This is a genomic window from Streptomyces sp. NPDC002181, assembly GCF_042890485.1.
Taxonomy (GTDB): Bacteria; Actinomycetota; Actinomycetes; order Streptomycetales; family Streptomycetaceae; genus Streptomyces.
The window spans coordinates 65,210-83,998 of record NZ_JBIASC010000007.1 but is presented as its reverse complement, the minus strand read 5'-3'; the positions used below and the strand labels follow the sequence as shown (position 1 = coordinate 83,998).

The 18,789-nt window shown below is 75.4% G+C and carries 16 protein-coding genes; 5 read left to right on the top strand and 11 right to left on the bottom strand.

What is annotated here, in order from left to right:
• Nucleotide 1 precedes the first annotated feature (1 nt).
• The 3 genes from ACFYXV_RS19275 to mftE are packed head-to-tail and all read left to right on the top strand — an operon-like array spanning nt 2 to nt 2,840.
• The gene (locus ACFYXV_RS19275) at nt 2-766 is read left to right on the top strand and encodes a mycofactocin-coupled SDR family oxidoreductase (protein WP_389383554.1); all 765 of its coding nucleotides are present in this window, start codon (nt 2-4) and stop codon (nt 764-766) included.
• A complete protein-coding gene (mftF, locus tag ACFYXV_RS19270) occupies nt 763-2,154 on the top strand; it encodes a mycofactocin biosynthesis glycosyltransferase MftF (RefSeq protein ID WP_389383553.1) in 1,392 nt (463 codons plus the stop codon). Before ACFYXV_RS19275 ends, mftF begins: the two co-directional genes overlap by 4 nt.
• Complete coding sequence (mftE, locus tag ACFYXV_RS19265; protein WP_389383552.1) at nt 2,151-2,840, top strand: mycofactocin biosynthesis peptidyl-dipeptidase MftE; 690 nt, start codon at nt 2,151-2,153, stop codon at nt 2,838-2,840. The genes mftF and mftE overlap by 4 nt, the downstream gene beginning before the upstream one ends.
• Nucleotides 2,841-2,880: 40 nt before the next feature.
• Here the strand turns inward: mftE and ACFYXV_RS19260 are convergent, their stop codons facing one another.
• The 7 genes from ACFYXV_RS19260 to ACFYXV_RS19230 all read right to left on the bottom strand — a co-directional run bounded on the left by ACFYXV_RS19260 (nt 2,881) and on the right by ACFYXV_RS19230 (nt 12,479).
• Nucleotides 2,881-3,705 carry a metallophosphoesterase family protein gene (locus ACFYXV_RS19260; RefSeq protein WP_389383551.1) on the bottom strand — a complete coding sequence of 275 codons (825 nt, stop codon included), beginning with the start codon at nt 3,703-3,705 and terminating at the stop codon, nt 2,881-2,883.
• A gap of 124 nt (nt 3,706-3,829) precedes the next feature.
• Complete coding sequence (locus tag ACFYXV_RS19255; protein ID WP_389383550.1) at nt 3,830-6,010, bottom strand: condensation domain-containing protein; 2,181 nt, start codon at nt 6,008-6,010, stop codon at nt 3,830-3,832.
• A 162-nt stretch (nt 6,011-6,172) separates the two neighbouring features.
• Complete coding sequence (locus ACFYXV_RS19250; protein ID WP_389383549.1) at nt 6,173-7,147, bottom strand: aromatase/cyclase; 975 nt, start codon at nt 7,145-7,147, stop codon at nt 6,173-6,175.
• Between the two features lie 76 nt (nt 7,148-7,223).
• A complete protein-coding gene (locus tag ACFYXV_RS19245; protein WP_389383548.1) occupies nt 7,224-8,177 on the bottom strand; it encodes an aromatase/cyclase in 954 nt (317 codons plus the stop codon).
• The gene (locus ACFYXV_RS19240; RefSeq protein WP_389383547.1) at nt 8,177-8,995 is read right to left on the bottom strand and encodes an SDR family NAD(P)-dependent oxidoreductase; all 819 of its coding nucleotides are present in this window, start codon (nt 8,993-8,995) and stop codon (nt 8,177-8,179) included. Before ACFYXV_RS19240 ends, ACFYXV_RS19245 begins: the two co-directional genes overlap by 1 nt.
• Nucleotides 8,992-10,818 (bottom strand): FAD-dependent oxidoreductase, encoded by a 1,827-nt coding sequence (locus ACFYXV_RS19235; RefSeq protein WP_389383546.1) that lies wholly within the window; start codon nt 10,816-10,818, stop codon nt 8,992-8,994. Before ACFYXV_RS19235 ends, ACFYXV_RS19240 begins: the two co-directional genes overlap by 4 nt.
• 59 nt (nt 10,819-10,877) lie before the next feature.
• A complete protein-coding gene (locus ACFYXV_RS19230; protein ID WP_389383545.1) occupies nt 10,878-12,479 on the bottom strand; it encodes a class I adenylate-forming enzyme family protein in 1,602 nt (533 codons plus the stop codon).
• A 172-nt stretch (nt 12,480-12,651) separates the two neighbouring features.
• On the opposite strand from ACFYXV_RS19230, the gene ACFYXV_RS19225 reads away from it, so the two are divergent.
• Entirely contained in the window at nt 12,652-13,092 is a 441-nt protein-coding gene (locus ACFYXV_RS19225; protein WP_389383544.1) for a nuclear transport factor 2 family protein, read from the top strand.
• A gap of 9 nt (nt 13,093-13,101) precedes the next feature.
• On the opposite strand, the gene ACFYXV_RS19220 is transcribed toward ACFYXV_RS19225, so the two are convergent.
• The gene (locus ACFYXV_RS19220) at nt 13,102-13,305 is read right to left on the bottom strand and encodes an EF-hand domain-containing protein (RefSeq protein WP_389383543.1); all 204 of its coding nucleotides are present in this window, start codon (nt 13,303-13,305) and stop codon (nt 13,102-13,104) included.
• 247 nt (nt 13,306-13,552) lie between these two features.
• On the opposite strand from ACFYXV_RS19220, the gene ACFYXV_RS19215 reads away from it, so the two are divergent.
• Complete coding sequence (locus tag ACFYXV_RS19215) at nt 13,553-14,725, top strand: serine hydrolase domain-containing protein (RefSeq protein ID WP_389383542.1); 1,173 nt, start codon at nt 13,553-13,555, stop codon at nt 14,723-14,725.
• Between the two features lie 11 nt (nt 14,726-14,736).
• Here the strand turns inward: ACFYXV_RS19215 and ACFYXV_RS19210 are convergent, their stop codons facing one another.
• The 3 genes from ACFYXV_RS19210 to ACFYXV_RS19200 form a co-directional block, all read right to left on the bottom strand.
• Nucleotides 14,737-16,953, bottom strand: a complete 2,217-nt coding sequence (locus ACFYXV_RS19210; protein ID WP_389383541.1) for a condensation domain-containing protein — start codon at nt 16,951-16,953, stop codon at nt 14,737-14,739.
• 265 nt (nt 16,954-17,218) lie between these two features.
• On the bottom strand, nt 17,219-18,505 hold the full coding sequence (locus ACFYXV_RS19205) for an FAD-dependent monooxygenase (protein WP_389383540.1): 1,287 nt from the start codon (nt 18,503-18,505) through the stop codon (nt 17,219-17,221).
• Between the two features lie 4 nt (nt 18,506-18,509).
• Nucleotides 18,510-18,773, bottom strand: a complete 264-nt coding sequence (locus tag ACFYXV_RS19200; protein ID WP_385466824.1) for an acyl carrier protein — start codon at nt 18,771-18,773, stop codon at nt 18,510-18,512.
• Nucleotides 18,774-18,789: the final 16 nt, after the last annotated feature.

Below are 18,789 nucleotides of genomic sequence, written 5' to 3'. Positions count from 1 at the left end.
GGTGACGGGCGCCGCACGCGGGATCGGCGCCGCCGTGGTGGAGCAGCTGGCCGGCGCGGGCTGGCAGGTGGTCGCCGCCGACCGGTGCGCGGACCTGCCGGGCGTGCCGTACCCGATGGGCAGCCAGCGGGAACTGGCGGAGCTCGCCGCGCGCTGGCCGGGCCGGGTCCTCGACGTGGTCGCCGACGTCCGCGACCCGCAGGCGCTGCGCGCCGCGGTGGCCCTCGCCGAGGAGCGGTTCGGAGCGCTGGACGCGGCCGTGGCGGCGGCCGCGGTCATCGCGGGCGGCCGCCCGCTGTGGGAGACCCCGGACGAAGAGTGGGACGCCCTGTTCGAAACCGGTGTGCGCGGTGTCGCCAACCTGGCGCGGGCCGCCGTTCCCGCACTGCTGCGCAGGCCCGAGCCGCGTTCGGGCCGCTTCGTGGCGCTGGCCTCGGCCGCGGCCCACCGCGGCCTGTGGCACCTGGCGGCGTACAACGCGGCCAAGCACGGCGTGGTGGGCCTGGTCCGGGGCCTGGCCACGGACCTGCGCGGAACGGGCGTCACCGCCACGGCCGTCTCCCCCGGCTCCACGCGCACCGCCATGCTCGACGCGAGCGCGGCGCTCTACGACCTGCCGGACGTCGAGGAGTTCGCCGTCCACCAGCTGGTGGACCGGCTGCTGGACCCGGCGGAGGTCGCGGCCGCCGTGTGCTGGCTGTGCAGCGAGCAGTCGTCCGCCGTCACCGGCACGGTCGTCCACGCCGACGGGGGCTTCACCGCATGAACACGTACCTCCTGACACCCGATCCGGGGCTGCGCCGCCTGGCCGGCGGCCGGGTCCTGCTCGGCGGCTCGCCGTACCGGGTACTGCGCCTGACCGCGGCCGGCGCACGGCTGGCGGACGGCTGGCTGGCCGGGTCCCCGGTCGCGGACCGGCCGGCGCACCGGCGGCTGGCCGCCCGCCTGGTGCGGGCGGGGCTGGCCCATCCGCACCCGGCGGGCGGCCGCCTCACTCCGGCGGACGTCACGGTGGTCGTCCCCGTCCGCGACCATGCCCGGGCCCTGGGCGAACTCCTGCCGGCCATCGGGCCGGTGGGCCGCGTCGTGGTGGTGGACGACGGCTCCGCCGTCCCCGTGGCCGGGGCCGCCGTGCGCCACGCCGCCGCGCGGGGTCCCGCGGCGGCCCGCAACTCCGGCTGGCGTCTCGCCTCGACGGAGCTGGTGTGCTTCCTCGACGCGGACGTCCGCCCGCAGCCCGGATGGCTGGAGCCGCTGCTGCGGCAGTTCGAGGACCCCGGGGTGCGGGCCGCGGCCCCGCGCGTGCGCAGCGCCCCGGGCCCCTCCGTACGGGAGCGCTACGAGGAACACCGCTCCCCGCTGGACCTCGGTCCCCTCCCCTCGGCCGTCCGTCCGGGAACCCGCGTTCCCTACGTGCCGACGGCCGCCCTGGTCGTCCGTACCCGGGCCCTTGAGGAGCACGCGGGGTTCGACGAGGAGATGCGCTTCGGCGAGGACGTCGACCTGGTCTGGCGCCTGGCGGAGGACGGCGAGGTCCGCTACGTCCCCGATGCGGTCGTCCACCACGCCCCGCGGCGCACCTGGCGCGCCTGGGCGCGGCAGCGCTTCGGCTACGGCACCTCCGCCGCCCCGCTGTTCGAGCGGCACGGCCCGGCCGTCGCCCCGGTGCGCATGTCCCCCTGGAGCGCGCTGTCCTGGGCCGCCGTCGCCGCGGGCCGGCCGCTGGCCGGGCTGGCCGTGGCAGCCGGTACGGCGGCCCTCCTCCCCCGCAAGCTGTCCCGCTCGGGGGTTCCGGCCAGGGTCTCCCTCTCCCTGGCGCTGCGCGGACACGCGGGTGCGGGCGGCCTGCTGGCCGAGGCGGCCGGCCGCGTCTGGTGGCCCGTCCTGGCCGCCCACCCCCGCGGCCGGATGCTGCTGGCCGCCTCCTGCGCCCGGCACCTCGCCCGCTGGTACCGGGTCCGCCCGGACCTGGATCCCGTGCGCTGGACGGCCCTGTCCGCGGCCGACGACCTGGCGTACGGGGCCGGAGTCTGGTGGGGCGCGCTGCGCGGCCGTACGACGGGGCCGCTGCGGCCCGACCTGGCCGCGCACGGCGGCGCCCGCCGCACCGGCGCCGGCGGCTCCGCGGACGAGGGGACGGGCACACCGGTATGAGCAGCCTGGACGGCGCGGCCTGGCCGCGGTACGCGGGCTCCGGCCGTGCCGGTGTGCTGGTGGTGCCACTGGGCTCCACCGAACAGCACGGGCCCCACTTGCCGTTCACCGTGGACACGGAGATCGCGGCCGCGCTCGCCGGGGCGCTGGAGCGGCGGCGCACGGACGTGGTGCTGGCACCCGCCGTGCCGTACGGGTCCAGCGGGGAGCACGCCGGGTTCCCCGGCACCCTCTCCATCGGCCGGGCGGCCCTCGAACTGCTCCTGGTCGAACTCGTACGGTCGGCGGACGCGTTCGACGGGGTGGTCCTGATCAACGGGCACGGCGGCAACGCGGTGCCCCTGCGGGCCGCGGTGGCCCTGCTGCGCGGCGAGGGCCGCGAGGTACTGGCGTGGTCACCGTCCGGCGACCCGCGGGACAGTCACGCGGGCCGCACGGAGACCTCGGTGATGCTCGCGCTGCGGCCCGGGGCGGTGCGGATGCAGGACGCCGTGCCCGGCGACGGACGCCCGCTCGCGGAGGTGCTGCCCGTCCTGGTGGAGTCGGGCGTGCGCGCCGTCTCCCCGAACGGCGTCCTCGGCAACCCGCTGGGCGCCACGGCACTGGAAGGCGCGGCCGTACTCGCCCGCTGGGAGGACTCCCTGCTCGGGGCCTTCGACACCTGGCGGTCCGCGCTCCACGGCTGAGCGGCCCGCGTCGGGGCGACGCGCGGACCGGCCCCGCCGGTCATCCGCGCGGCAGGATCTGCCGCGGCACGTCGCGCGGGTGGCCCGGGCGGCGCCACTCGCGCGGGTAGCCCACCGAGACCTCCTCGAAGGGGACTCCGTCGTGGACGGTGGAGCGGGGGATGTGCAGGTGCCCGTAGACGACGGCCGCCGCACGGAAGCGCAGGTGCCAGTCCGCGGTGAGCTCGGTCCCGCACCACTGGGCGAACTCCGGATGGTGCAGGATCCGCGTCGGTTCCCGGACCAGCGGATAGTGGTTGACCAGGACGGTGGGCAAGGCGGGGTCGCAGGCGGCCAGGCGGCGCTCCGTCTCGGCGACGCGCGCCCGGCACCACGCCTGCCGGCTGGGGTAGGGGTCCGGGTGCAGCAGGAACTCGTCGGTGCACACCACGCCCTTCTCGTACGCGAGCGCGAGGGACTCCTCGGTGCTCCGGGCCGCCGGGACGCGGAAGCTGTAGTCGTACAGCACGAAGAGCGGCGCGACGGTCACCGGTCCGCCGGCCCCCTCCCACACCGGGTACGGGTCCTCCGGGGTCAGCACCCCCAGGCCGCGGCACATCTCCACGAGGTGGCGGTAGCGCTCCGCGCCGCGCAGCTGGACCTCGTCCTCGCGCGGGGTCCACAGCTCGTGGTTGCCCGGCGCCCACACCACGGTGGAGAAGTTCCGGCTCAGGGTGGCCAGTCCCCACTCGATCAGCTCGCTCGTCTCGGCGACGTCCCCGGCGACGAGCAGCCAGTCGTCGTCGGACACCGGTCGCAGGTCTTCGACGATCTTGCGGTTCTCCGGGTGACCCACGTGCAGGTCGCTGATCGCGAGCAGGCTCATCCGCTCAACCTAGACGCTCCACCGGCCCCGTGACACGGGTGGATCCGGACTTCCGCGCACCGCACCGCCCGGCTGGACACGAAGGCCACGACACCGCCCCCCGACGGTGTCGGGGCCTTCGCGTTCAGCCCGGCCGCCCGGCCGCCGCCAGGGTGCGCGCGAGGCGGCGGACCGACTCCGGACTCCCGTCGGCCGTGCCCGCGATGGCCACGAGCGGCGGCAGCCAGCCGTGGGCCGCGACGCGCTGCGCCACCTCGTAGGCGACGCTCCCGCCTCCGGAGAAGCATCCCAGCAGCAGCGGTTCGCCGGCCGCGAGGGCGGGGCGCAGCGCGGCCAGGCACGCCGGCGCGTCGGCCGGCGCGGTGATGGTGGTCAGCGCCTCCGGGCCCCGGTGGGCGTGCACGAGGGCGTCGTAGCAGTCCTTCGGCGCGGCGGGCGGCGGGACGAGCAGGATGGTGCCGGCTCCGGGGCGCTCGGCCGCCCTCAGCGTGCGCGGACCACCGCCGGGCGGAACCGGGGCGGGCGCCGCCGGCCCGGCCGTCGGCAGGTCGCCCGGGTCGCCCGGGTCGCCCGGGTCGCCCAGGGTCCGCAGGATCTCCCCGACGCGGGTGGTCCCGTCGGCCAACACCGGGAACGCGCGCAGCAGCCGTGCGGTCCGGGCGAGCGCCGCGGCCGCCTCGCCGTCCGCGACCCGCGTACGGTCGTTGACCGCCGTCAGCAGCAGGGCGCCGTCCGCGTCGTGGCGCGCGCTGACGACGACGGGCTGCGGCGTGGACGGGACCGTGGTCTGCGGAGGGTCCACTCTGCATCCCTCGGCCGCGAGTTCGCTCCCCAGCGGATCCCGGCCGTCCCTGCCGTCCCGGCCGGGCGGCCGGCCCTGCGCGCCCTCGAAGAAGAGGAGCGATTCCGTGAGGCCGCCCGGTTCGGTCCGCCCGCTCCACTCGCGGATCTGGCCCGCCGAGACCCATTCGTACGCGGCTGCGCCCAGGGCCCGGTCGCGCAGGTCGGCCAGCAGCAGCCGCAGCGGGGCGGCGGGGTCCACCTCGACGTGGACGGGCAGCGCGTTGCGCAGGGGGGCCGGGATGCCGGCGGCGCCCTCCAGGGCGATGCCGCGGCCGGACACGGCCATGGCGAACGCGACGGGGGCGGGTACCGCGCCGGCTCCGCCGGACCGGTACAGCAGCATGGCCCAGGCCGCGTGCAGTGCCGTGCTCTCCGCGGCGCCGTGCCCGGCGGCCCAGTCGCGCAGCCGTGCCGCCTCGGAGGGGGTCAGCCGCTCTCGCGCGAGTCCGCGGCCGCGGCGGCTCCCGCCTTCCGCGGCCGTCGCGTGCGCCGGCGGGCAGGGCAGGGTCCGGCAGCCGGGCACAGGCGCGGCCTGGGACCAGAACGCGCGGGGCGGGGCGAGGTCTTGGCCCGCCAGCCACCGGAGGTGATCGCGCACGTCGGGCCGGCGTTCGCCCCCGGTCGAACGCCCCTCGGCCCGGTACGCGCGGTAGAAGGCGCGCAGCAGCAGGCGCACGCTCCAGCCGTCGAGCATGGCGTGGTGGTGGGTCAGGGCGATGCGCGTCGGCCCGGCGGATCCCGGCCCCTCGTCCAGCAGGGCGATGCGCATCAGCCCGGGCCGGTGCAGGTCGAAGGGGCGCAGCCGCTCGCTCGCCAGCAGGGAGTGCCAGTCGGCGGATCCGTGGTGGTGCCGGACGATCTCCGGCGAGGCGTGCGCGTGGACGAGGACCCGTGGGCCGGCGCCGCAACCGTCCGCCCGTGCCCGGTCGGCGAACGCGGCCCGCAGCACGGGTTCCTGTGCGAAGACCCGCTGCCAGGCCGCGTGGAACCGCCCGGTGTCCAGCGGCCCGTACCAGCGCCAGTGGAGCTGTTCGACGTGCAGCCCGGCACCGGGCCTGCCGGTGAGGCTGTCGAGCAGCACCTCGCGCTGGCGCGCACTCGCCGGGAGGCCGGTCGCGGGCTGCGCGGCCGGGCCGCCGAGACCGCCGACGCCGCCGGACGCCTCCCGCCCGGCCGGTCCCTCCCCGGCTCCCGCCCACGCCGTCCGCGGAGCCTGCGGCCGCGCGGATGTCCGCCGCGGCCGGGCTCCGGGTGTGGTCAGCAGGTCCGCCACCGTGCCGGCCGGCGAGTGCTGCCGGGGCAGGCGCAGGGTATGGTGCGTCGCCGTGTGGCGGCGCAGGGTGGTCGTGCCCGAGGGCAGCCCGGCGAGGGCCTCCCGGAGCGCGTCCTCGTCGAGGGGCCCGCGCAGCTCAAGCTCCGGGGCGGAGCCGGGTGCGATCACCACGGCCATGGCAGCGTTCATCCGCTCCCCCTCGTCCGGTCGTGGCGCCGGACGGCCCCACGCTTCAAAGGGGTCGAGTATGCGCGGGACGCCCACATTTCGCTGACGCGCCGCTGACACGCCGCCGGAGCCCTGCCGGAGCGCCACCGCCGAGGGGGCGGGCGCCGCCCCGGGGACCCGGCGCTACGTCGGCGCCCCTGCCCGGAGGGTCCGGATGGCCGTTTCCGCGTACTGCTTGGCGAGGTTGAGGGTGGCGGTGCTGTTGCGGCCGAGCGCCTCGCGCACGTACGACCTGGCGTCGTCGAGGCCGGCGCCGGGGCCCAGGACCTGCTCGACGGCCTCCTCCCGCAACAGCACGCTGTGCTGGGAGATCGCGGTCACCCCGGTCTCGTCGGGGATCAGCGACCACTCACCGGTGTGCGCGGCCATCAGGGCGGGCGTCGCGGTCTGCTTGTAGACGATGCGGCCCGCGTGCGGGAAGCACACCCGCACGGATTCGGTGGTGTGTGCCGCTCCGTCGGCGGTCACGGTGTCCATGCTCAGCAGCTGGACGCCGGGCTCGTCCTCGGTGACGGCGACGCGGGAGACGTGGGGAACGTGCTGCGGCCAGTCGGCGACCCCGTAGAGGAACCGGTAGACCAGGTCGGCCGGTCCGTTGACGCGTACGGAGTCCTCGAAGGACAGCAGCAGGCCGTCGAGCCGGGTCCAGCGCTCCGCGGCCTCCTTCAGCTGCGCCAGCTCGGCACGGCTGTTGGCGTCGGTGGCCCGCTTGGTCCAGTCGACGTCGGCGGGCCGGTCGGCGGCGACCGCGAAATCGTGCAGCAGGGTCAGTCGCGAGCGGTGGGAGCCCCGGGGCTCCACGATCCAGCTGCCGCCCATCGCGACGACGGGAGCGGGCGGGACCTCCTGGCGGAAGTCGATCCGGAGCCGGGGGGCGTCCAGGACCCGGCGCGAAAGCCAGGACTTGACGCTCCCGTTCGCGGTGACCCACATGTGGAACCGGTCCTGGGAACCGTCGAAGTCGAGCCGCTCGACGTGGATGCTCGGCGGGATGAACAGCGGCCACTGCGTCGTGTCCGCGATCAGACCGTAGACCACGCCTGCCGGCGCGTTCACATCGACGGCATAGGACGTTCGGTGGACCTGCTGGACGGACATCGCCACACCTTTCCCTCACACTTGGTCCAGAGCCTGTCCGCGACCGCCCGAGTCCCGCTCGAGACGGCCTGGAGCCTCAGCGCGCGAGCGCCGACTCCGCATGCTGTTTGGCGTACGTCATGGTCGCCGTGCTGTTGCGGCCCAGCGCCTCGCGGACGTACCTGCGGGCCGCCGCGAGGTCGGCCGAGGGGCCCAGCACCGCGGTGACGGCCTCCGCCCGGAGCACGACGCCGTGCCGCGAGACGACCGTCGAGCCGTACGCGCCGCCGGTCACGGTCCACGCGCCGGTGTGCGCGGACATCAGGGCCGGGGTGCGGGTCTGCTTGTAGACGATGCGGCCCGCGGCCGGGAAGCACACCCGCACCGATTCGGTGGTGTGCGCGGAGCCGTCGGCGGTGAGCGTGTCCATGGCCATGACCTGCACACCGGGCAGATCCTCGGTCAGCTCCAGCCGAGAGACGTGCGGCAGCAGCTCCGGCCACCGCTCGGCCCGCTCAAGGAACGAGTAGACCAGCTCCGGCGGGGCGTCCACGTCGACCCGGTCCTCGAAGGACATCACCAGGTCGTCGAGCCTGCCCCAGCCCTCGCCCAGCTTCGCCAGGTTCGCCAGCTCCGCACGGCTGTTGGTGTCGGTGGCGCGCTCGACCCACTCGACGTCCTCCGCCCGGTCGCCCTCGACGGAGAAATCGTGCAGCAGCGTCAGCCGGGAGCGTTCGGTGCCCAGCGGCTCCACGATCCAGGTGCCCGTCATCGCCGACAGCGGGGCCGCGGGGACCTCCTGGCGGAACTCGATGCGCCGCGCGGCCGCGTCGAGCACGCGGCGCGAGCTCCAGGTCTTGACCTGGCCGTTGGCCGTCGCCCACATCCGCAGCCGCTCGTTGACGCCGTCGAATTCCAGGCGCTCCACGTACACGTTGGGCGGGAAGTACAGGGGCCACTGCACGGGGTCCGCGATCAGTCCGTAGACCACGCCCGCCGGGGCGGCCACCTCGGTCTCGTGCACGGTGCGGTGCACTCGCCCGGCCGCCATCAGAAGTTCCCCAGTCCGCCGCAGACGTTCAGCGCCTGCGCGGTGACGGACGCCGCGAGGTCCGTGGTCAGGTAGCCGACCATGGCCGCCACCTCCTCGGGGGTCGCGTAGCGCCCCAGCGGGATCTTCGCCTCGAACTGCTCCTGCACGTCCTCGGTGGTGGTGTTCCAGGCCGCCGCGTAACCGGCCCGCACGCGCTGCGCCATCGGCGTCTCCACGTAGCCGGGGCACACGGCGTTGACCGTGATCCCGGCCGGGGCCAGCTCCTTGCCGAGGGCCTTGGTGAAGCCGACGACGGCGTGCTTGGACGCCGAGTAGGGGGCGCCCAGCAGGACGCCCTGCTTGCCGGCCGTGGAGGCGATGTTGATGATCCGCCCCCACGGGGCCCCGCCGAGACCGCCGCTCTTGAGAACCTCCCGGGTGAGCAGGAAGACGCTGTTGAGGTTGGTGTCGATGACGTCGTACCAGAGCTCGTCGCTGATGTCGGCCGTCGGACCGCCGCCGCTGCGCCCGGCGTTGTTGACCAGGACGGACACCGGGCGGTCCCATTCCGCGACGGCGGCGGCGACCAGCTCCGCGACCGCCTCGCGGGAGCGGACGTCGGCGGCGGCGCCGGCGACGTCCAGCCCCTCGGCGCGCAGCTCCTCGACGGTCCGCTTGACGTCCTGCGGGGTCCGCGCGCACAGGAACACCCGGTGACCGCGCGCGGCCAGGTCCCGTACGACCGCCAGGCCGATGCCGCTCGTGCCGCCGGTGACCAGGGCGACTGGCTTCTCCGGCGCCGTCGGCAGCGCCGACGGTGTTGACGCTGTGGTCATCGTGTCCCCTCCAGAACGCGTGGTGAGGTCTCGACCGTGTCGCGGAGCTCTGGAGACGCGGTGGAGGACGGTTCGAGGACCGGCACCATGCCGATGGCCCCGGCGGACGCGGCCGCGGCCGCGGCCAGCACCAGCTGCGGGGACACCCGGACGGGCCGCTCCGCATCGCGGATCACGTCCGGCAGCATCGCCGGCGCGCCCAGCGGTGCCAGGGCCCGGGCGAGCACGCGCCGGGTCAGCTCCTGGCCGCCCGCGGCGACGTACCCGTCGGGCCGCACCAGCACCCAGCCGCCCGCCCCGAGCCCCAGCACACTGCGCAGCAGCCCCTCGGGGTCCGCCAGCGGCCCGGGCCCGGCGCCGGTCCCGGCGCCGTCCGTGCCGTGCACGGTCCGCACCGACAGCCACGTGCCGTGCGCGGCCGCCGCGGCGGCCGCGACCCGTCCGGCCTCGCCCGCTCCGCCCGCCGACCACACCAGTGACCAGCGCGTGTCGCGCAGTTCGGCGCGCAGCGCCTCGCAGCCCGGGTCGTCCGGGTGCCGGGCGGCCGCGGCGGCCGCGCGCGAGCCCGCCGGCACCGGCATCAGCGGATCGGGCGTGGTCAGCGGGCTCTCGGGATACGACAGCAGCAGTCCCGACATACCGCCGAGCACCTTGCGCTGGATGGCACGGCGCAGCGGCCCAATGGCACGCACGAAGGTGAAGGCGACGGGCAGGCCCACGCCGGCCAGGGTGTTCTTGAACTGGACCAGGAAGGTGGCCTTGCGGGTGGAACCCAGCAGTTTCCTGCCGATCGGGACGCGCTCCTGCCCGTAGGTGACGAGCAGCTCCCTGCCCGCCTGCCCCCGGGCGGCCATGGCGAGCTTCCAGGCCAGGTTGTAGGCCTCCTGGATGCCGGTGTTCATGCCCTGTCCCGAGGCGGGGCTGTGGACGTGGGCCGCGTCCCCCGCCACGAAGCAGCGGCCCTCGTGCATGCGCGGCACCATGCGCTGCTGGAAGGTGAAGACGGAGGTCCAGTCGGGTTCGCCGACCCGCACCGGGCGGCCGAGCCCGGCGCTCAGCTTCTCGGAGAAGCGCTCCGCGGCCTCGCGCGCCCCCTCCGTCCGGCCCGAGGGCGCGGTGTCGAGCAGCCGCCAGTAGCCCTCGCGCCGGTACGGGACCATCATCAGGGCCTGACTGCCGGTGTGCGCCCAGTAGATGGTGTCCGGCGGCAGATCGACGGAGACTTCCGCGTCGGCCAGTGCCCAGGTCTCGCTGGACTCGCCGAGCAGGGGGAGGCCGAGCTGTTTGCGCACCGTGCTGTGGCCGCCGTCGCAGCCGACCAGCCAGGGCACCTCGTACTCCTCGGCGGAGCCGTCGGCGTGTTCGAGCCGGGCGCGTACGGTGTGCCGGTCCTGTTCGAGGGAGGTCAGCCGCACTCCCCATTCGATGGTGACGCCGAGCCGGGCCACGGCCTCGCGGAGCACCTGCTCCGTCTCGGTCTGGCCGATGACGACGGTGTACGGGAACCGGGTGGGCATCGAGCGGTAGTCCGCTTCGAGCCGGACCAGGCGGCTGCCGCGCGCGAACATGGTGAAGGCCCGGTTCTTGCGTCCCCGCGCGAGCACCCCGTCCACGACCCCCATCTGGTCGAAGGTCTCCAGCGTGCGCGGGTGGACCGCGACGGCGCGGCTGGTGGGGGCCGGGCCCGGGGCGCCGTCGACGACGCGCACGCGCAGTCCCCGGCGGGCCAGCTCGTGGGCGGCGGTCAGGCCCACGGGGCCCGCCCCCACCACGAGCACCCGGGGGGACCCTGCCGTGGGGGGTGTACCGGCGTTGCTCGCCACAGTGGTCGCTCCTCTGGTCGTACGGGATGTGGTGCGCGGGCCGTGCGGGTCTGACGGGTTCACGCCGCCACCGCCTCTTCCTCGGCCCGTCCGCGCAGGCTCCGGCGCAGCGTGCGCCGTTCGGGCTTGCCGACGGGGCTCCGCGGCACCGCGTCGAGCACCTCGACGCGGCGGATCTGCTCGAATTCGTTCAGGCGGGCGTTGGCCCGCTCCACGATGGAGTCGAGGACGTCGAGCAGGCCTGGGGCGGTGGGGTCGCGCAGCACGATGCCGGTCCACACGAGCGCGCCGTGCACCGGGTCGGGCCAGCCCGCCACGATGCATTCGGCGACGCGCGGGTCTGCGCCGATGACGTCCTCGACGGCGCTGGGCGAGACGAGTTCGTTGTCGTACTTGAAGACGTCGTCGAGCCGGTCCACCAGGAACAGCACGCCGTCCTCGCCCAGGTATCCGACGTCCCCGGTGGAGAACCAGCCGTCGGCGTCGACCGGCGAGGGCGCGCCGTCGTCGAGGTAGCCGGCCATCACCTGCGGCCCGCGGACCTGGACCTCGCCGGTGGCGTAGACGTCGAGCGGCGTGCCCGTGCCCGTGCCCACGGCGACGATGCGGCATTCGGTGCCCGGTACGGCGGGCCCCACCGAGCCGCTCTTGGGGCTGCGCGGGTCCTGGCAGTGGGAGAGCGGGGAGAGTTCGGCCAGCCCGTAGCCCTGGATGACGGGCACGCCGAGCCGGCCGCGCAGGGTGCGGGCGGCGGTGGGGGACAGGGCGGTGCCGCCGGAGAGCACGGCGGTCAGGCGGCGCCCGGCCGGGAAGTCGTGGGTGAGCCGCTCGTCCTGGGCCAGGCGGTGCAGGCGCGCGGGCAGCCCGTAGTAGTGGGTGGCCTCGGCGCGGGCGGAGGCGGCGAGCGAGGCGAGGGGGTCGGGGTCGGTGCACAGCACCTGGCAGGCGCCCGCGTACACGCCCGAGTTGAGGTGCATCGTGTGGTAGAGCGGCAGGTGGTTGAGGGTGACCGAGTCGCTGCCGAGGTCGTGGGCGGTGGCGGTCTGGGCGGCGTTCGCCACCAGGTTGCGGTGGGTGAGCCGGACGCCCTTGGGAGGCCCCGTGGTGCCGGTGGTGAACTGGATGCAGGCGTCGGAGTCCAGGTCGACGGCCCCGGGCAGGTCCGTGCGCTCGGGCGCGCGGGCCAGGGCCTCGGCCAGCGGGAGGGCGTCACCCGGGACCACGCCGTCGGGCGCGTCGGTGACGACGACCGAGCGCAGGTGCGGCAGCCGGTCGCCCAGTTTGACGAGGAGTTCGGCGGTGGCGGCCGGTACGAAGGCCACCTCGGCCTCGGACGTCCGCAGCACGTGGAGCAGACCCGCCTCCTTGATCAGCGGGTTCACCAGCACCACCGTGTTGCCGCTGCGCACCGTCCCGTAGTAGGCGGCGGCGAAGACGGGGTCGAGGACGTTGGCGACGCCGACCCGCGCCCCGCGCCGGCCGAGGGTGTGCTCCAGGTACGAGGCGAAGCGGTCGGCCCGGGCGTCCAGTTCGGCGAAGGTCACCGTCTTCGTGAAGCCGGTGCCCGTCGCGGTACGGATCGCCCGTCCGGCGGGGTCGCGGACCGCCGCCCGGCGCAGCAGGCCGTCCAGCGGGAGTTCCGGGTACGCGAATCTCGGCATGGTGCTCTCCTCCTGGCTCCCGAAGGGGCGGCCGCGGCTGCGGCGGCGCTCCCGAGACCTGTCGGCCTTGGACGCTGTCGGCCCAGCCTGGACAGCGGCGCTTGAGGAGTCTTCGAAGTGCGCTCGATCCGCGGTGCGGATGCTGTCGGGAACCGATGGAACGGAGTCCCCGATGACAGTGACGACGACGGCAGTGGTGGAGTTCGGCCTGCTGTACGCCGAGGTGCAGCAGTTCTACTCGCGCCAGATGCAGCTCTTCGACTCCTTCGAGGCCGAGCCGTGGGCGGAGACCTTCACCGAGGACGCCGTCTTCGACGTGCCGACGCTGCCCGCGCCGGTGGTCGGGCGCGCCGCCCTCGCCGCGAACGTCCGGCGCAACGCGGAGGTCCACGCCGGCAGCGGCGAGCTGCTGCGGCACTGGCTCGGCATGCTGGACGCGCGTCCGCAGCCCGACGGGACGGTGCACACCCGCAGCTACGCGCTCGTGTTCCTGACCCCGCGGGGCGGGGGTTCGAAGGTGCACCGGGTGTGCGTGATGGAGGACGTGCTGGTCCCCGCGCCGGAGGGCTGGCAGGTCGCCCACCGCCTGGTGACGCGCGACGACCTGCCCTGACCGTGACCGCTACTTCAGCAGCGTCCGGAACTCCTCGAAGTCGAGGACCCCGTCGTGGTTCGCGTCGGCGGCCATGGCCTTCCTGACCTCTTCCGCGAGGTGCCCCCGGGCGCCCTCGGCCTTGAACCCCTCCGCCAGTTCGACGATGTTGATCCGCCCGTCGCCGTCCGTGTCGATCTCGTCGAACAGTGCCCTGAGTTCGGCCTCGGTCATGACGTCTTCCCCTCTCGCGTTCACAGGACCGTGAAGGTCCACATGACCCACCACCCTGGCAGATCCCCTCCGCGAACCTCCGCGCCGTACCCCCGAACGGGTGCACCGCCCTCGTGTGCCGGGGGTTTTCCCCACCTCGGGCGGGTGGGTGGCGGGATCGTCCCGTCCGGCCGCGTCCGGACATGCTGGGCCCGGCGGAAACCGCTGGATTCCCGACGATTCACCACGATTCACTAGGAGTTGGCCCGTGCGCGCGCAGGAACAGCAGGCGTCTCGTCCCCCCGGCCGGCGGCAGAGGGGCGGCCGCCACCGGGCGGCGAGGGCCGCGGGGGCCCTGGCCGCCGGCCTCCTCGTGATCGGCGCGCCGGCGCCGTCGGCGGCGTTCGCCGCCTCCCGGCCCGACACCGTCCAGCGGGGCCTGGACGCGCTGGTGCGCGACGAGGGCCTGCCCGGCGCGCTGGCGAGCGTCACCGGCCCCGACGGCCGAACCCGTACGTACACCGCGGGCGTCGGCGACCTGGCCACCGGCGCGAAGGTGCCCACGGACGGCCAGGTGCGGATCGGCAGCAATACCAAGACGTTCACCGCGGTGGTCGTGCTGCAACTGGTCGGCGAGGGAAGGATCGGCCTCGACGCCCACGTCGACGACTATCTGCCCGGCCTCGTGCGGGGAGAGGGGATCGACGGCAGCCGCATCACCGTCCGCCAGCTCCTCCAGCAGACCAGCGGACTTCCCGACTACACCCGGGCCGACCTCCGGCCCCGGTACTACGAGCCCCGCGAGCTGGTCGGCTTCGCCCTCCGTTACCGGGCCGATTCCGCCCCCGGCGAGCGCTGGGCGTACAGCAACACGAACTACGTACTGGCCGGCCTGATCGTGGAGGCGGTCACCCACCGCCCCCTCGCGCAGGAGATCGACCGGCGCGTCATCCGGCGCATCGGCCTGCACCACACCTACTTCCCCGCCCCCGGTGACGCGACCATCCGCGAAGCACATCCCCGGGGCTACCACCGGGAGGAGCCGGGCGGTCCGCTGAGCGACATCACGGAGACGGACCCCTCGTGGGGCTGGGCGGCAGGCCAGATGGTCTCCACCACCTCCGACCTCGACCGGTTCTTCTCCGAGCTGCTCGCCGGCCGCCTCCTCCCGGAGGCCCAGCTCGACCAGATGCGCACCACCGTCCCCGCCGGACACCCCTTCGACTCCCGCGCACGCTACGGACTGGGGCTCGTGAGCACGCCCCTGTCGTGCGGCGGCGTCTCCTGGGGGCACGGCGGCAGCTTCCCCGGGTACGAGACCCGGGGCGGGGTCACCGGCACCGGACGCGCCGTCAGCATCGCGGTGACGGCCAGGCCTTCGGACGGGGCCGCCATGAAGCGCTTCGAGCACCTCGTGGACACGTCCCTCTGCAGCCGCTGACCCCGGCCCCGCTACGACTCGTGGTGCGCGGCGGCCCACAGGGCCCGGGAGAGGTCCCGGGCCGAGGCGGGGCCGCCGTCGGCGGTGCCGCCGATCGACACCAGCGGGGCCCGCCAGCCGTGGGCGCCGATGCGCTCGGCCACCTCGTACGCGACGGCTCCGCCGCCGGAGAAGCAGCCCAGCAGCAGCGGTTCGCCCGCGGCGAGGAACGGCCGCAGCGCCTCTATGCAGGCCGTGGCGTCGGCCGGGGCATCGAGGGTGACCAGCGCCTGCAGTCCCCGGTGGGCCCGCGCCACCTCCGCGTAGCACTCCGCCGGCGCGTCCGGGGGCGGTACGAGGAGCACCGTCCCGGCACCGGGATACGCGGCGGGGCGCAGCGTCAGCAGCCGGGGCGCGGCCGTGTGCGCTGCGGCCACCGCGCCCGGCAGGGGCAGGCCTTCGAGCAGCGTCAGCGCGTCGGCGACGGTGGCGCGGTGGAGGTCGGCCTCGGGTAGCTCGCGCAGCAGGAGCGCGACCTGCTCAAGGATCCGGGCCGCGTCGGCGTCGGCGAGGCGGGAGCGGTCGCTGTCGGCGGTCAGGACGAGGCCGCCCGCGCGGTCGTGGCGGGCGGTGAGGACGAACGGCAGCCCGGTGTGGGCCTCGACGGCCTCCGCCGGTCCCACGCGGACACCGGCCGCGGCCAGTTCCTCGTCGAGCGGATCGCCGACGCCGTCCGCCCCCGGGCGGGCGGGCACCCGCTCGAAGGTGATCAGCGATTCGGTCTGCGGCGGCTGCGCGGGACCGCCGCTCCCGCGGGTCTGCTCCCGGATCTGCCCGTCGGAGACCCACTCGTACGCGGCGAGGCCCAGCGCCCGGTCCCGGAGGTCGGTCAGCAGCCGGGCGAGCGGGGCCGCCGGGTCCACGTCCACGGAAAGCGGCAGCGGGTTGCGGAGCGGTCCGGGCAGCCGGTCCGCGCCTTCGAGGGATATGCCGCGGCCGGAGACGCTCACGCCGAAGGCGACCGGGACGCTCTCGCCGACCGCGCCGGGCTGGGCGGCCCGGTGCAGTCGCAGGGCCCAGGCCGCGTGCAGGGCGGTGCTCTCCGCGACCCCGCACGAGGCGGCCCATCCCCGCAGCCGTACCGCTTCGGTGGGGTTGAGCCGCTCCACGGCCCGGCCGTACCCCCTGCCGGCCGCAGGTGCCGGAGCCGGGTCCGGCGCCGGACCGCGGCCCGCCACCGGGGCGACCGCCGGAAACGTACGGGCCCCGGGGGGCGGGGCGGCCCGGGCCCAGAACTCGCGGGCCGGGCCCTGGTCCCGGGCGCCCAGCCAGCGCAGGTGGTCGGGCAGCCCCGGGCGGCGCTCGCCGCCCGCGGCGCGGCCGTCGGCCGCGTACGCCCGCAGGAAGGAGCGCAGCAGCATGTGCACGCTCGGGGCGTCGAGCAGGGCCTGGTGGTACGTCAGGACGATCCGGGCGTCGGGGGCGTGGGATCCGGCCGCCCCCTCGACACAGCGGACGCTCAGCGGGCCGGGCCGGCCGAGGTCCACGGGCCGCTCCCGCTCGGCGCGGAGCACGGCGGCCCAGGCGGCCGCCCCTCCGGCCGCCCCTCCGGCCGCGTCGTCGGGCTCGTCGGGCTCGTCGGGCTCGTCGGAGTCGTGGCGCACCCGCATCTCGGCCCGTTCGTGCACGGTGACGACGGGACCGCTGCCGCCCCGGCCGGGGCCCGGGGCGAACGCGGCGCGCAGCACGGACTCGCGGTCGCAGACCGCCTGCCAGGCCTCGTCGAAGCGGTGCCGGTCCAGCGGCCCGTACCAGCGCAGGTGCAACTGCCCGAGGTGGAGCTGCGGTCCGGCCGGTGCGGCCATGGCGTCGAGCAGCACCTCGCGCTGGCGGGCGGAGGCGGGCAGCCCGGCGGCCGCTCCGGCCTGGTGCTCCGCCCAGCCGGGGGGCGACAGCTGCGGGAGGGCGGCCGGCACGCCCGGCCGCCGGCCCGGGTGGCCGTCGGCCGCCGCCGGGTCGGTGAGCAGGTCCGCGAGCCGGCCGGCCAGGCCGGGCCGTTGGGCGGGCCGCTCACCGGGCCGGCAGGTGAGCTGGAGGGTGTGGTGGGTCGCGGTGTGCCGGTGCAGCGTCGGCTCGCAGGGGGCGGCCATGGCGAGTGCGCTGGCCAGGAGCGGGGCGTCGAGGGGGCCGAGCAGGTCGAGTGCGAGCGGTGAACCGGGCGCGATCACCACGGTCATGGTTCCGTCCATGCGCCCTCCCCTCCCTCAATGCACACCGCTGGAACGCCCCCGAGAAGGACAGGTCAAGTTAAAGTCAATTCTCAGGCAAGGTCTGGCAAAACAGCAAGCCTCAGACTCTGAATGTCTTATTCCACCTGGAAGTTGGCAAGTTCCACGTAGAACTGCCCCATTTTCCGGCCGATTCACACAGCCGACCGGATCTGGCCGCATCCGGCCGGATCGGGCCGTATCAGGCCGGATCCGGCCTGATCGGTCCGGCCCCGTACGCGTACCTCTACAGGGAGCGGTTGACGTGCAGCACCGGGAACAGGTCGGTGCGGACCCCCGCCGGATCCTGGCCGTGCGCGACCTCCCGGGTGATCTTCGTGCCGATCGGGGTGCGGGTGACGACCGCCGCCGCCCGCGCCCGCAGGAAGGCGGCCGGCCCGGCCCCGCCGAACAGCGAGCGGGCCTGCACGACCTGCATGCGGTGCACGGCGGCGGCCGCCGGGGCGCGCCGGTCCCGGTAGGGCGCGAGGCGCCGCGCCGTCGGCTCCCCGTCGGCCAGGGCGGAGACGAGTACGGGGTGCAGCGCGGCGGCGTCCTGGAGGGCCAGGTTGATGCCCTGGGCGCCGATCGGCCCGTGGGTGTGGGCGCTGTCGCCGAGCAGGACGAGCCCGTCGCGCACCCACTCCCCGGCGTGCGAGGCGAACACGTCGAGCAGGGTCAGGTCGGCCATCGAGGTGATCTGCCCGTGCACGAGGTCGGCGTACTGCGGCAGCGCCTCGGCCAGTTCCCGGCGGATGTCCTCGACGCCGCGCCGCGCGACGCCGCGCCAGCCGCCGTGCGGCAGGGTCCAGCCGATCCGCAGCCGGTCGGGGTGGGTGTCGTGGACGAGTACGGCGCTGCCCGGCCCGCGGTGCACCCGTACCCGACCGGTGGACCGGCCGGGCGCGTGCACCGAGAACCCGACCACGTCGTGGGCGAAGGAGTCGAGGCGACCGGCATCGATGCCGGCGAGCGCGCGCGTCTTGGAGAACCGGCCGTCGGCGCCGACGACCACCTGGGCGCGTACGGTGACGGGCACCCGGTCGGGGCCGTTGACCACGGCGCCCGTGCACGGGCGGTCCGGGCGCTTCTGGCGGAGCGCGGCGATCCGGTGCCCTTCGAGCAGGGTGAACCCCGGCAGTTCCCGGCAGGCGGCGAGGAGTTCCTCCAGCAGGTGGGGCTGCGGGAGGGCCAGCAGGTGGTCGTACGGGCCGCGCAGCCGCCCGTAGTCGACGTCGAGCAGCACCCGCTCCCGCTCCAGTACCTGGAACCCGCTCAGGCGGGCCGCGCCGCGGGCCGTCGCCCGGGCCAGGACGCCGAGCTCGTCGAGGATCCGCTGGCCGCCCGGCTGGAGGATCTCGCCGTGGAAGTCGCGGCGGAAGGCGGTGGAGCGTTCGACCAGGGTGACGCGGACGCCGGAGCGCAGCAGCATGAGCGTGAGCGCCAGCCCGGCGGGGCCGGCGCCGATGACGCAGACGTCGGTGTCGACACCGGCGCCGGTGCCGGTGCCGGTGGTGGGGGGTTCTTGGATCACCGAATCAGGCCGCTGCCCGTGCGGAGAGCACCTCGTTGACCATGGCGAGGTAGCGGCGGGGGGTGTCGGCGTCGTCGAGGGCCTCCTCGTCGAGCTGCACGTCGTACTCGCGCTCGATGTGGCCGGTGGTCTGGAGGACCGCGAGCGAGTCGTAGCCCAGTTCGAACCAGTTCAGGTCGAGGACGTCGCCGTCGAGGTCCACGCCCTCCTCCTCGCCCGCGCACTCGCGCAGGACGCGCTTCAGTTCGTCGAGTTCCAGCCGGTCCATGGTCTCCCTCTTGTTT

What these genes read in the sequence shown, in the direction of transcription:
- ACFYXV_RS19240 (WP_389383547.1), bottom strand. Translation starts at nt 8,995, where the DNA reads ATGACCACAGCGTCAACACCGTCGGCGCTGCCGACGGCGCCGGAGAAG.
- ACFYXV_RS19255 (WP_389383550.1), bottom strand. Translation starts at nt 6,010, where the DNA reads ATGAACGCTGCCATGGCCGTGGTGATCGCACCCGGCTCCGCCCCGGAG.
- mftE (WP_389383552.1), top strand. Translation starts at nt 2,151, where the DNA reads ATGAGCAGCCTGGACGGCGCGGCCTGGCCGCGGTACGCGGGCTCCGGC.
- ACFYXV_RS19230 (WP_389383545.1), bottom strand. Translation starts at nt 12,479, where the DNA reads ATGCCGAGATTCGCGTACCCGGAACTCCCGCTGGACGGCCTGCTGCGC.
- ACFYXV_RS19220 (WP_389383543.1), bottom strand. Translation starts at nt 13,305, where the DNA reads ATGACCGAGGCCGAACTCAGGGCACTGTTCGACGAGATCGACACGGAC.
- ACFYXV_RS19250 (WP_389383549.1), bottom strand. Translation starts at nt 7,147, where the DNA reads ATGTCCGTCCAGCAGGTCCACCGAACGTCCTATGCCGTCGATGTGAAC.
- ACFYXV_RS19210 (WP_389383541.1), bottom strand. Translation starts at nt 16,953, where the DNA reads ATGGACGGAACCATGACCGTGGTGATCGCGCCCGGTTCACCGCTCGCA.
- ACFYXV_RS19200 (WP_385466824.1), bottom strand. Translation starts at nt 18,773, where the DNA reads ATGGACCGGCTGGAACTCGACGAACTGAAGCGCGTCCTGCGCGAGTGC.
- ACFYXV_RS19225 (WP_389383544.1), top strand. Translation starts at nt 12,652, where the DNA reads ATGACAGTGACGACGACGGCAGTGGTGGAGTTCGGCCTGCTGTACGCC.
- ACFYXV_RS19260 (WP_389383551.1), bottom strand. Translation starts at nt 3,705, where the DNA reads ATGAGCCTGCTCGCGATCAGCGACCTGCACGTGGGTCACCCGGAGAAC.
- ACFYXV_RS19245 (WP_389383548.1), bottom strand. Translation starts at nt 8,177, where the DNA reads ATGGCGGCCGGGCGAGTGCACCGCACCGTGCACGAGACCGAGGTGGCC.
- mftF (WP_389383553.1), top strand. Translation starts at nt 763, where the DNA reads ATGAACACGTACCTCCTGACACCCGATCCGGGGCTGCGCCGCCTGGCC.